A 12,135-nucleotide genomic window follows, 5' to 3' on the forward strand; every position below is an offset into this window, starting at 1 on the left:
GCCGGCCAGCGCCTGCTCGACGTGGGCTGCGGCACCGGCGTGGTGGCGCTCACCGCGGCGCGGGCCGGCGCGCAAGTCAGCGCGCTCGACCTGGCACCGGCGCTGATCGAGCATGGCCGCAAGCACGCCGCGCTGGCGCAGGTGGAGGTGGACTTCCGCGAAGGCGACGTCGAGGCCCTGCCCTACGACGACGCGGCCTTCGACGTGGTGACCAGCCAGTTCGGCCACATGTTCGCGCCGCGCCCCGAGGTGGCGGTGGCGCAGATGCTGCGCGTGCTCAAGCCGGGCGGCACCCTCGCCTTTTCGACCTGGCCGCCGGAACACTTCGTGGGCCAGATGTTCGCGCTGGTGGGCAAGTACGTGCCGCCGCCGGCCGGCGTGGCGCCGCCGCCGCAGTGGGGCGACCCGAACATCATCCGCCAGCGCCTGGGCGACGCGGTGACTGACATCCGCTTCGACCGCGGCGTCATGGTCTTCCCGACACTCAGCCCGCAGCACTACCGCAAGGGCATCGAGGAAACGCTGGGGCCCGTCGCCAAGCTGGTGGCGCAGCTGCAGGGCGAGCCGGACAAGCTCGCGAGCTTCCGCGCCGAGCTGGACGGCTTCCTTGGCCGCTACCTGGAAGACAACATGGTGCGCCAGCATTTCCTGATGACGCGGGCGACCAAGCGGTGACGCGCGCGAAAACGGCACCGAGCGGAGGACTGGCCGACGAACTGCCCGAGGTGTTCGAGCGCTTCGGCCGCATCGACGTGCGCCGCATGTTCGGCGGCTACGGGCTCTTTCATGAAGACCGCATGTTCGGCCTGGTGGCCGGCGGCCGCGTGTACCTGAAGACCGACGAGGAGAACAGGCCGCAGTTCGTGGACAAGCGGCTGGCGCCCTTCGAGTACGCGCGGCGCGGCGAGATGACCGCCACGTCGTACTACGAGGCGCCGGCCGAGATCTTCGAGGACCGCGACGAGGCCGCACGCTGGGCGCAGCTGGCCTGGGGCGCGGTGCTGCGCAAGGGCAGCGGCGGCAAGCGCAGGGCGGCCGCCGCCACCAAGAAAGCGGCCACCCGGAAGTCCATCCCGAAGGCCGCCGCAAAGAAGGCCTAGCGATTCACTCGTCGCCCTGCTGCTTGTGCTGCCCCATCAGGTTCTGCTGGATGGCCGGCGGCACCGCCTCGTAGTGCGACAGCTCCATGGTGTAGCGGCCCTGCCCGCTGGTGAGCGCGTTCAGCCGCGACTGGTAGCCCGAGAGTTCCGACAGCGGCACCTGCCCGCGGATCGTTCCGGTGCCGGCCGCGCCGCCCGTGGTGCCGCTGACCATGCCGCGCCGGCTCGACAGGTCGCCGGTGATGTCGCCGATGGCCTGCTCCGGCGCCTCGATGTCGATGCGCACCACCGGCTCCAGCACGATGGGGCGCGCCGCCTGGATGGCCGCCACGAAGGCCTTGCGCCCGGCGGTGGCGAAGGCGATGTCCTTGCTGTCCACGCTGTGGTGCTTGCCGTCGTACACCACCACGCGCACGTCCACCACCGGGTAGCCGGCGATGGCGCCGCGCTCCAGCACTTCGCGCACGCCCTTTTCCACCGCCGGAATGAACTGGCCCGGAATGGCGCCGCCGCGCACCTCGTCGACGAACTCGAAGCCGGCGCCGCGCGCCAGCGGCTCGATGCGCAGGAACACCTCGCCGAACTGGCCGGCGCCGCCGGTCTGCTTCTTGTGCCGGCAATGGCCCTCGGCGGGCGCCGTCACCGTCTCGCGATAAGCGATGCGCGGCGGCCGCGTGTTCACCTCGAACTTGTAGACCTCGCGCAGCCGCTCGAGCAGCACGCGCAGGTGCAGCTCGCCCAGGCCGTAGACAATGGTCTCGTTGGTCACGGCCGCATGCTCCAGCCGCAGGCACGGGTCCTCGTCCACCAGCTTGCCCAATATCTCCCACATGCGCTGCTCGTCGCCGTGGCGCTTGGGCTCGATGGCCAGGCCATGCACCGGCACCGGGAAGTTCAGCGGCGCCAGGTGGACCTGCTCGTCCTCGCCCGCGTCGTGCAGCACGGCGTCGAAATGCACTTCCTCCACCTTGGCCACGGCCGCGATGTCGCCGGGCAAGAGGCGCGACACCGACACATGCTCCTTGCCCTGCAGCATGAAGAGATTGCTCACCTTGAACGGCTTGCGGCTGCTGCCGATGCACAGCTGGCCGTCGCGCGCCAGCGTGCCCTGGTGCACGCGGAACACGCCCAGCTTGCCCACGTAAGGGTCCACCGTCACCTTGAACACATGGGCCAGCACATGCTTGCCGGCATCGGGCGCGACGGTCATCGGCCGCGCCGCTTCGCCTTCGCCCAGCAGGAACTGCGGCGGATTGGCCTCCGTGGGGTCGGGCAGCAGCTTCACGATGATGTCGAGCAGCTCGGCCACGCCGGCGCCGGTGCGCGCCGAGACGAAGCACACGGGAATCAGGTGCGCCTCGCGCAGCGCCTGCTCCAGCGGTGCATGCAGCTCGGAGGCGTCCACGTCGCCGTCGTTGAGGTAGCGGTCGACAAAGGCGGCATCCACCTCCACCACCTGCTCCACGAGCGCGCGGTGCGCGGCGTCCACCGGGCCCAGGTCCGATTCGCCCTCGCGGTTGAAGAAGCAGTCCACCACCCGCGCACCACCGTCGGCCGGCAGGTTCAGCGGCAGGCACTCGCGCCCGAAGGTGGCCTGGATGTCTTCCAGCAAGCGGCCCAGCTGCACGCCCTGGGCGTCGATCTTGTTGACGATGATGAGGCGGTCGAGCTGCCGCGCGGCGGCGTACTCCATCATGCGCACCGCCATCGGCTCGATGCCGGTGGCCGCGTTGATGACCACCGCGGCGGTTTCCACCGCCTCGAGCGCCGGCAGGCTCTGGCCCAGGAAGTCGGCGCTGCCCGGCGTGTCGATGAAATGGATGCGGGTGCCCTCGTGGGTGAGATGCATCACCGAGGCATTGAGCGAATGCTGCATCCGCCGCTCGATGGGGTCGTGGTCGCTGACGGTGCTGCCCTTTTCCACGCTGCCCGCCGCACCGATGGCGCCGGCCGCCAGCAGCATGGCCTCGGCCAGCGTGGTCTTGCCGCCGGCGGGCGGGCCGACAAGCGCCAAGGTACGCACCTTCTCCGTTTCGGCCGCGAGGCCGCTCGATCGGCTTGGCATGGGCGTCTCCTTTGCCCGGCGGGCGGGCTCCATGGCCGCACTATCCTCCGGCGGCTCGCGCATCGCAAGCCCGGGCGATTGCTGGGTCGGGCTCGGTGGGGTTTGCAGGGTTGGCGCGGTGCAGTTATGGGCTTTGATTCAGGGGGCGCGCCCAAGCTGACCTGATGTCATCGCTGGATCGGTCCTCCGCAACACGACTGCGTTTTTACGCACAGCGGCTGGGTTGTCACAACAACTGTCTTGTAGGCTTCCTCACGGGGGTAATCACACCAGTGACACGGCTTTCCACTGGAATCGAGTGCCCCTCGCTCAAAGAGCGAACCAGATCAACCACTGCGACCGTCCGCTGTCTGGTTTCCCGCTCGGAAGCAGCATCGCCTTTCCTCGATAGCGCGAACACCGTAACCTCCAAAACGCCCAACGAGCCGTCCCTTCGCTTCACGTACCAATCAACCAAGGAGCGGATTTCTGTCGCCGACAAGTTCACCTCGTGGCTTTGAAAAGCCACCTCATGCTCAAGTCCGACGAGAGAGCAAGCCATAGCGGGTGTTCCGATCCAAGAGAAGAGGAAAGCGAAAACACGCAGTGCTCTCAGGATTGTTGGTTCCATGATGTAAGTGACCAGAACGAGGTCCAAGATCCAGGTGGCTATTGACTCCCTTGAATCTCCAATGCGCAGCAAGACTTGGTCTTCAGACACATCGGCTGAGTGCCCGCTACCACCGTCGAGTAGGCTTCCGCCCGCGGCGTTGCAACGGCTTCGACATTGGCTCGCATAGGAATCGAGCGGCCCTCACTCATTGCTCTGATGAGATCGGCGACAGCCTTGACGCGTTCCTGCGTCAGCTTTGTCGAAACGGGGTCGTTCGGCCTTGAATACGCACTGACATAGGCCTCCAGAACCCCTTCTCGACCATCGCGCTTGTTTAGATACCAGTCGATCAAGGTGCGAATCTCCGATGCGGAGATCGTCGCGCTTCCTTCCTGAAAATTGACCTCATGTTCGAGCCCGTAGACCTTGCAGGCTGTTGCGAGAGGTGCAGCGGCCAGCAAGAAGCATGCAACCAGTATTCGAATCTTCATAGCTTCTGAACTCCAACGATGTACGCAGCAAGACTGTCTGCGTTGACACGCGCCTTCGCAATGTCACCAGTGTTCGCAACGCTTTCCCGCGAGTTCTTTGTTCCGTACCAGCCATCCGACGAATCGAACACGTCGCGGAAGTGCGTCACCTCGTGGACGAGTGTCAGGAGTTGCGAGTCGCCGTCGCGGATTCTCTCCGTGCCAAATACCTTGAAATCTCGAGGCAAATAGCAGAACTGAAGTGCGATAGCTATCGTGCGAGTCTCGGTGTCCGGCTTGCATACTTCAGCGTTCAGCCCAACGTCGGATCGGCTGTTAACGCAGCCTAGGTGCCTGTGCGCCGTCGTAGACCATCGCACAAAGTTCGCTGCTTTCAGACTTCGCAGGACTCGATCGCATGCCGTCAAACCATTTCGGAGATAGACCCGCGTCTCGTGCAAATGTGATCGCACCTGCAGAAGACCAGGACTCCCAAACCATGTGAGGATGCGCTCCTGCGCCCTGGCATCCCAGCGCTCCAGTTCGGCAAGTCGTTCCGTGACAAGAGCGACGGCCTCATCGCGCAGCGCCAAGACCAACTCGGCGAACTCCTCGTTGGCCATATTGGGGCAGATGGTTTCGCTAGGGGCTGTTTCAGCCGGGTGAACCACCTTTTCGTCCACCAGTTTCCGGCTCGCTGCCGTTTCTTCGGCGCTCCACTGCGGCAGGGCGTCCGGCACAAGCATGGTGGCCGCATTGAAGACCGCTGCACCGCCGGCTCCATCGTCATGCGTCGACATGCTCTGCAACGTCGACTTCAGCGGCTGGGGCTTGGGACACTGGCAGACGCAGACGTCGCCCTCCAAGGCAACCTCCGAAATGTAGACCGGTCTGCGCGGACCGCCTGCCTTGGCAATGACGCCAACGCTGTGGCAGCTTTCGCAGTAGACGCGGCCTCCAACCAGGGCCACCTGATGGCCGCCAATCTGAAAACTGAATGGGGGTGTGAACGGCAGGATGCGACCGCCGCAAATGGGCACATCGCCCACGACTAGATGTTTGCGTTGCACTTTCTTTTCTCCCTGATGTTCCTCATGTCGGGAACTCGCAAAAGGATAGCAGTGCCGCCTGGAGGGCTCACGCGATCGCGAAGGATTTGACGAAAGCACCGCTGTAGGACGCCGCGCTACGGGCAACTGCTATTCGAAAGGTCTTCGACAGCCGATAAGATCGCTGTCTCGTTTTGTTACGGTTCCTTGGAACATTGCTCGGAGACTTCATGAAGAAACTGTTCGCCCTGGCCGCCGTGGCCACCGCCGCTGTTGGCGTGCTGGGCACCACCGCCCACGCCCAGAACTACCCGGACGGCAAGCCCATCACCATCGTGGTGCCCTTTGCCGCCGGCGGCCCCACCGACCGCGTGGCCCGCGACCTGGCCGAGGCCCTGCGCAAGCCGCTGGATGGCGTGAGCATCGTCATCGACAACGCCGCCGGCGCCGGCTCCACCATCGGCAACGCCAAGGTCGCGCGCGCCAAGCCCGACGGCTACACCCTGCTGGTCACCCACGTGGGCATGGCCACCACCCCGGTGCTGTACCGCAAGCTCACCTACAACTACGAGACCGACTTCGAATACCTGGGCATGATCAACGACGTGCCCATGACGCTCATCGGCAAGCCGCAGCTCGAAGCCAACAACTTCAGGGAACTGCGCGAGTGGATCGCCAAGAGCGGCGGCAAGGTCAACCTGGGCAACGCCGGCATCGGCTCGGCTTCGCACCTGTGCGGCCTCTTGTTCCAGAGCGAGCTCAAGGCTGAAATGACAACGGTCCCGTACAAGGGCACGGCCCCGGCCATCGCCGACCTGATCGGCGGGCAGATCGACCTTTTGTGCGACCAGACCACCAACACCACGGGCCAGATCGAGGCCAAGAAGGTCAAGCCCTATGCGGTGACGACCATGAAGCAGCTGAACACGCCGGTGCTGAAGGACATTCCGACGCTGGACGAGTCGGGCCTGAAGAACTTCCAGGTGACCATCTGGCACGGCATGTACGCGCCCAAGGGCACGCCCGCGCCCATCCTGAAGAAGCTCAACGATGCGCTGAAGGTGGCGCTGAAGGACCCGGACTTCATCAAGAAGCAGGAAGGCCTGGGCGCGGTGGTGGTCAACGACAAGCGCGTGGAGCCGGCCGAGCACAAGAAGTTCGTGCAGGCGGAAGTGGCGCGCTTCGGGCCGGTCATCAAGGCGGCGGGCGTGTACGCCGACTGACGCTGGAGAGAACCTGGCTGAACAAGCCGCCGCGCCTTCGAGGGCCCGGCGGCTTTTTTCATGGCCCTCAGTTCATCGGCCGCAGGTAGTCGTGCAGCACGAAGGCCGCCGCCCCGACCGCCGGTGCCAGCGCACCGTAGCGCGCGGCACGCAGCAGCGGCGGCGGCATGGCTGCGGCGTCGGCGAATTTCTCGACCGTGCGCATCGCCTGCTCCAGCAACTCCGGATGGATGGCGCAGCTGTTGCCGCCCACCACGATCACGCGCGGATTGAAGGTCACCCACAGGTTCTGCAGGAGCACGCCGAGGAAGGTGCCCGCGCGCAGCGGATCGGCATCAGGCTGCGCCAGTGTCCGTTCGCCGAAGAAGGCTTCGGCGCAGCCGCGCCGCCCGCACGAGCAGCGCGGCCCGTCCACCTGCAGGATGGTGTGGCCGATCTCGCCGGCCATGCCTTGCGCGCCGATGAAGAGGCGGTCGTTGAGCACGATGCCGGCGCCCACGCCGTAGTCGCAGTTGACGAAGACCAGCGGGTCTTCGCCCGCACCGCCGGGCGCGAACTCGAACTCACCCAGCGCGGCCGCATCGGCCTCGTTCTGCAGCTGGGTCGGCACGTCCGGCACGCCGGCGGCGGCGAGCGATGCGGTCAGCAAGGGCAGCAGGTCCAGGTTGCGCCAGCCCAGGTTGGGGGCGAAGCGCACCAGGCCGCTCTGGTCGTCCACGGCGCCGGGCACGCCCACGCCGATGCCCGAGAGTGTCAGCCCGCGAAGCACCAGCTGCGCATGCGCCTGCGCTACCAGTGCTGCAGCCTGCCGGCAGGCGGCCTCGGGCGCCTTGTCGGCCAGCGGCTCGATGGCCGAGCTGAGCACCTCGCCGCCCAGCGAGACTGCCGCCACCCGCACCACCCGCACCGCGATCTCGACACCGATGAGCGCGCGCAGGCCGACGTTGATGGACAGCGGCGTGGAGGGCCGCCCCACGCCATCGCCGGGCGCGGTCACATCCGATTCGGACAACCAGCCGTCGTCGAGCAGCTCGCGCACCAGCAGGCTCACGGTGGACTTGGTCAGCCCGCTTTCCTGCGCCAGCCTGGCGCGGGACAGGCCGGGCTGCGCACGCAGCAGGCGCAGCAGCACGCTGCGGTTGATACGCTTGAGAAGCTGCTGGTCGCCGGTGGTCTTCATCCGGCGCTCATTCGTCCCGCACGGTCTGCGGCTTTCCTTCGGGCCGCTTGCCCGCGATGATCATCCCGAGCACTTCGTCCTCGGTCACGTCGGCCGTGCGGTAGGTGCCCACCAGCCTGCCGTTCTTCATCACCGCGAGCCGGTCCGACAGGCCGAACACATCGGGCATGTCGTGCGTGATCAGGAAGATGCCCACGCCATCGGCCTTGAGCTGGCGCACCAAGTCGCCCACCATCGCCGTCTCTTCGGGGCCGAGCGCCGCGCACGGCTCGTCCATGATCAGGATGCGCGCGTTGAAGTACAGCGCCCGCGAAATGGCCACCACCTGCCGCTGCCCGCCCGACAGGCGCCGCACCGGCACGCGGATGTTGGTGAAGTTCTTGTTCAGCCGCTGGAAGACCTTGCGCGCCTGCACTTCCATGAAGTGGTCGTCCAGGGTGCGCCAGGGCGTCATCTTCTCGCGTCCGAGAAAGAGGTTGGCCACCGAGTCGAGGTTGTCCGCCAGCGCCAGCGTCTGGTAGATGGTCTCGATGCCCTGGGCCTGCGCCTCCGAGGGCGTGCGGATCTGCACCTGCTGGCCCGCGATGATGGTGTCGCCCGAGTCGATGGGATAGGCGCCGGCCAGCATCTTCATCAGCGTGGACTTGCCCGCGCCGTTGTGGCCCAGCAGCGCCACCACTTCGCCCGGATGCAGGTTGACCGACACACCGTCAACCGCCTTGATGCCGCCGAAGGATTTGTGGATGTCGCGCAGTTGCACAAGTGGGGTGGCCATGGCTTCAGTTCTCCCCGAACTTGCGGCGGTACAACACGTCGAACACCACGGCCGCGATCAGCACCTGGCCGATGATGACCATGCGCCGCCCGATGGGCACGTCCAGCAGCAGCATGCCGCTGTCGAGCGACTGCATAATGAGCGCGCCCAGCACCGAGCCGAAGATGGAGCCGCTGCCGCCCGCGAGCGCCGTGCCGCCGATCACCGCGGCGGCGATCACGTACAGCTCCATGCCGGTACCCAGCGAGTTGGTGCCGGCATTCAGCCGTGCGATGGAGACGATGGCCGCCACCGTGACCAGCACCGCCAGCAGCGCGAACAGCATCAGCGTGACGCGCTTGACCGGAATGCCCACCAGCGCTGCCGCATCCGGGTTGCCGCCCATGGCGAACACGTAGCGGCCGAAGCGCGTGCGGTGCACGAGAAAGGACAGCACCACCGCCACCAGCGCCCAGATGAGCACCGGGATGGGCAGGCCCTGCGCCTCGTCCTTGCCGCTGATCCGGTAGCTGTTCATCACCCAGGCAAAGGCGAGCACCACCGCAATGGGCACCGCCAGCAGCGCAAGCTCCAGCCACAGCGGCTCCACCGGCATGCCGTGGCGCAGCCGCGTGCGTCGCCGCTGCAGCATGCGCGCCACGAGCACCACGGCGACGAAGGCCGCGAGCACCCAGGTCCAGGTGGCGCCGATGCCGCCGTCGTAGCCGCCGCCCAGGCGCTGGAAGAACTCGTCATTGACCGGCTGCGTTTTGCCGTCCGCCACCAGGAAGGCCGCGCCGCGAAAGGACATGAGGCCGCCCAGCGTGACCACGAACGAAGGCACGCCCAGCACTGCTGTCAGCCAGCCCTGGTAGATGGACACCAGCAGCGCAACCGCCAGCCCCGCCAGGCACGCCGTCTGCCACGACCAGCCCGAGGTGTATTGCAGATAGGCGATGAGCACGCCGACGAAGCCCATCACCGAGCCCACCGACAGGTCGATGTGGCGCGCCACGATGATCAGCACCATGACGGTGGAGACGATGCCCACCACCGCCGTCTGCTGCGCCACGTTGTAGAGGTTCTCGGGCGAGAGGAACACGCCGCCCGAGAGGATGTGAAAGCCGATGCCCAGTGCCGCCAGCAGCACGCACATGAGCGCCAAGCGCAGGTCGATGCCGACCCGGCGCCAGACGGGCAATGTTGTTGGATTCATTTGAAGAAGACTCCCTGCCGCGGCGGGCGTGCCGCCGCAGCTTTCAGGCGAAAGACTGGCGAGCGGTGCGCCGTTACTTGCAGGCCGCGGGAGCCTTGTCGGCCGACACGCCCTTGCACAGCTCGTCCTTCTTGATCCAGCCGGCCTTCACAACCACGTCCAGGTTGTCCTTGGTGATGGGCACCGGCTTGAGCAGGCGCGAGTCCAGCGCGATCTTCTTCTCGCCGCCGCTCCACTTGGCCGAATTGGGTGCCGGCTTGCCGGCGGCCAGCGCCACGGCGGCCTCGGCCGCTTCCTTGCCCAGCTCGCGCGAATCCTTCCACACCGACACCGTCTGCGTGCCCAGCGCCACGCGGTTGAGCGCGGCGAAGTCGGCGTCCTGGCCCGACACCGGAATGCCGCGGATGCCCTTGGCCGTGAGCGCCGCCACCACGCCGCCGGCGGTGCCGTCGTTGGCCGCCACCACCGCGTCGACCTTGTTGGCGTTCTTGGTGAGGATCTGCTCCATGTTCTTCTGCGCCACCTCGGGCTTCCAGCCATCGGTGTACTCGTCGCCGACGATCTTGATGTCGCCCTTCTTCACCGCGGCGTCCACCACCTCCTGCGCACCGGCGCGCAGGAAGTTGGCATTGGGGTCGGTGGGCGAGCCCTTGATGAACACATAGTTGCCCTTGGGCGCCAGCTTGAACACCTCGCGCGCCTGCATGCGGCCGACCTCGACGTTGTCGAAGGTGATGTAGAACACGCCCGGCGCCTCGATCAGCCGGTCGTACGCCACCACCGGGATCTTCTGCCGCGTGGCCTTGGTCACGGCCGGCAGGATCGCGTCCTTGTCCATGGCCAGCACGATCAGCGCCTTGGCGCCCTTGGAGATGAGCCCATCCACGTCGGCCAGCTGCTTCTCCGGCGAGCCGCCGGCATCGGCGCTGATGTACTTCGCGCCCATTTTTTCCAGCTGCGCCTTGATGGCCGCCTCGTCCGTCTTCCAGCGCTCCTCCTGGAAGTTGGACCAGCTCACACCGACGATGGTCTGGGCCGATGCGCCCAACGCAGCCAGGCCAAGCGCCAGCGCGGACAGGGTGTGGTGCAACTTCATGGTGTGTTCTCCTGAGGGTGTTGTAGGTTCTGACCCGAGTTAGTTCGGGCGTCGAACTATGTTCCAAAACCCCAGGCCACTCCCATAGGGAATACCCCGCCAGAGCAACGCAACGCGCGTCTACAGGATGCCGACGGACTCGGAAAGCCTCACGGCAGTCAGCGGCATGCCTCGCTGCTCGAACAACACGACCAGGCTCTCAGGCGTGTGCTTTGGATTGTTCCAACGCAGACGCATCTCCCTCAGAGCCTTGATGGCGCGAGGGGGATGCAGCGTCAGTTGATTGACGATGAATTGATCGGGCGTCTGCAGATCAATATCGTGCGGCGTCAGTGCCTCCAGGGGAAAGTCTTTGACGTTGTTGGTGACGATAGCGTCCGCATGCCCGACGATGGCTGCTGCCAAGACATGCCGGTCGTCGGGGTCCGGCAGCGTGAGGCACCGCATGAAGTCCTCGTACCCTGTGACCATGCAATCGGGGATCGCCTCGCACATGGCCCGCGCCTTGTTCGCGTTGGCCTGTTCTGTGCCGGGGTACTTCTCAAGCCTCGAGGCTGTCCACTCCCGCTCGATGTCAGCGCTCCATTTGGCCGCAAACAACCCAGCGTGGGCAAGGCTCAGCAGGGCATCGCACTGGAGCTTGGAAACAGGACATTGGCGTCCAGAAGTGCGGTGTAGCGTGCCGCGCCTGCCATACACCCTCAAGGCTCCTCGCCCAACTCCCGGTCGATTTCATGCATCCGTCGCAGCGCCGCTTCGCTGCGCTCGCGTTGGGCCGCCTGGTACCTGACCAGTTCATCAAAATCAATGCGTCGATGCGTGTTGACCATGTGGCAGGTCAAGCGACCGGCGTCAATTTCTTTGATGACAAAGGGGCGCGAAACGTTAAGAAATGCGGCTGCTTCCTGGGTGGTCATCTGCGCCTTCTGGGGCATGAGCAGCATCGGCTCGCGCAGCGCCATTTGCCGCAACACATCAGCAAAGAAGCGCAGTGCCTTGGGCGGTACCTTCAGGACGGGGGCCTTCCCTTCCTCATCAGGAAGGTCCAGGGTGAGTTCAACGTGTTTGGCTTTCGAATGGTCAAGTGCCGCCACCAACAGGGTGCGAGCGGTCGCGGCCATTTCCGCCTCGGCCTGCGTCGCAGGCTCTAGGATTTTCTCGCTCATCGCGTCTCTCCATGTTGCAGTTGCCGGGTTAGTCGACGCCCTCTTGTTATTAGTGGGGCTGATGGAGATAGTACTCCAAACGCAATAAACGCAACACCCGGAGAGGCAAACCTAGGCGAGGCGAAGCGAGCCGAAAAACCCCAGTCCCGCACCGAGGATCTGGCTCTGCCAGTCCTCAGGTGGGGTCTCCCCCTCGGGGGGTGGAGTTACACGACCGAAGGGAG

General features: G+C 65.8%; 12 protein-coding genes. 3 read left to right on the forward strand and 9 right to left on the reverse strand.

Annotated features, from left to right (window positions below):
• Together VSO01S_RS09325 and VSO01S_RS09330 are read left to right on the forward strand one after the other, a co-directional pair.
• Nucleotides 1-675, forward strand: a 675-nt coding sequence (locus VSO01S_RS09325) for a class I SAM-dependent methyltransferase (protein WP_068641651.1), incomplete at its 5' end; no start/stop codon positions are given.
• Entirely contained in the window at nucleotides 672-1,100 is a 429-nt protein-coding gene (locus VSO01S_RS09330) for a TfoX/Sxy family protein (protein WP_245684157.1), read from the forward strand. The genes VSO01S_RS09325 and VSO01S_RS09330, both read left to right, overlap by 4 nt.
• A 4-nt stretch (nucleotides 1,101-1,104) precedes the next feature.
• Here VSO01S_RS09330 and fusA read toward each other — a convergent pair whose 3' ends face one another.
• The 3 genes from fusA to VSO01S_RS09345 all read right to left on the reverse strand — a co-directional run bounded on the left by fusA (nucleotide 1,105) and on the right by VSO01S_RS09345 (nucleotide 5,297).
• Nucleotides 1,105-3,165: an elongation factor G gene (gene fusA, locus VSO01S_RS09335; RefSeq protein WP_068641653.1), complete on the reverse strand. Its 2,061-nt coding sequence runs from the start codon at nucleotides 3,163-3,165 to the stop codon at nucleotides 1,105-1,107.
• Nucleotides 3,166-3,813: 648 nt separating this feature from the next.
• The gene (locus tag VSO01S_RS27085; RefSeq protein WP_153305192.1) at nucleotides 3,814-4,248 is read right to left on the reverse strand and encodes a hypothetical protein; all 435 of its coding nucleotides are present in this window, start codon (nucleotides 4,246-4,248) and stop codon (nucleotides 3,814-3,816) included.
• Entirely contained in the window at nucleotides 4,245-5,297 is a 1,053-nt protein-coding gene (locus VSO01S_RS09345) for a M35 family metalloendopeptidase (RefSeq protein ID WP_068641656.1), read from the reverse strand. The genes VSO01S_RS27085 and VSO01S_RS09345 overlap by 4 nt, the downstream gene beginning before the upstream one ends.
• 209 nt (nucleotides 5,298-5,506) lie before the next feature.
• Here VSO01S_RS09345 and VSO01S_RS09350 point away from each other — a divergent pair, with 209 nt between their 5' ends.
• Nucleotides 5,507-6,499, forward strand: a complete 993-nt coding sequence (locus tag VSO01S_RS09350) for a tripartite tricarboxylate transporter substrate-binding protein (RefSeq protein ID WP_068641658.1) — start codon at nucleotides 5,507-5,509, stop codon at nucleotides 6,497-6,499.
• Nucleotides 6,500-6,566: 67 nt separating this feature from the next.
• Here the strand turns inward: VSO01S_RS09350 and VSO01S_RS09355 are convergent, their stop codons facing one another.
• From VSO01S_RS09355 to VSO01S_RS09380, 6 genes are all read right to left on the reverse strand, one after another.
• Nucleotides 6,567-7,679: an ROK family transcriptional regulator gene (locus VSO01S_RS09355; RefSeq protein ID WP_068641661.1), complete on the reverse strand. Its 1,113-nt coding sequence runs from the start codon at nucleotides 7,677-7,679 to the stop codon at nucleotides 6,567-6,569.
• 7 nt (nucleotides 7,680-7,686) lie between these two features.
• Nucleotides 7,687-8,454, reverse strand: coding sequence for an ATP-binding cassette domain-containing protein (locus VSO01S_RS09360; RefSeq protein ID WP_068641663.1), 768 nt, complete (start codon nucleotides 8,452-8,454; stop codon nucleotides 7,687-7,689).
• Nucleotides 8,455-8,458: 4 nt separating this feature from the next.
• On the reverse strand, nucleotides 8,459-9,649 hold the full coding sequence (locus VSO01S_RS09365; RefSeq protein ID WP_068641665.1) for a sugar ABC transporter permease: 1,191 nt from the start codon (nucleotides 9,647-9,649) through the stop codon (nucleotides 8,459-8,461).
• Between the two features lie 73 nt (nucleotides 9,650-9,722).
• A complete protein-coding gene (gene xylF / locus VSO01S_RS09370; protein ID WP_068641667.1) occupies nucleotides 9,723-10,745 on the reverse strand; it encodes a D-xylose ABC transporter substrate-binding protein in 1,023 nt (340 codons plus the stop codon).
• 120 nt (nucleotides 10,746-10,865) lie between these two features.
• Entirely contained in the window at nucleotides 10,866-11,444 is a 579-nt protein-coding gene (locus VSO01S_RS09375) for a PIN domain-containing protein (protein ID WP_245684158.1), read from the reverse strand.
• Nucleotides 11,445-11,446: 2 nt separating this feature from the next.
• Entirely contained in the window at nucleotides 11,447-11,911 is a 465-nt protein-coding gene (locus tag VSO01S_RS09380; RefSeq protein ID WP_245684159.1) for a helix-turn-helix domain-containing protein, read from the reverse strand.
• Nucleotides 11,912-12,135 lie beyond the last annotated feature (224 nt).

This window comes from Variovorax soli NBRC 106424 (assembly GCF_001591385.1).
Classification (GTDB): domain Bacteria; phylum Pseudomonadota; class Gammaproteobacteria; order Burkholderiales; family Burkholderiaceae_C; genus Variovorax; species Variovorax soli.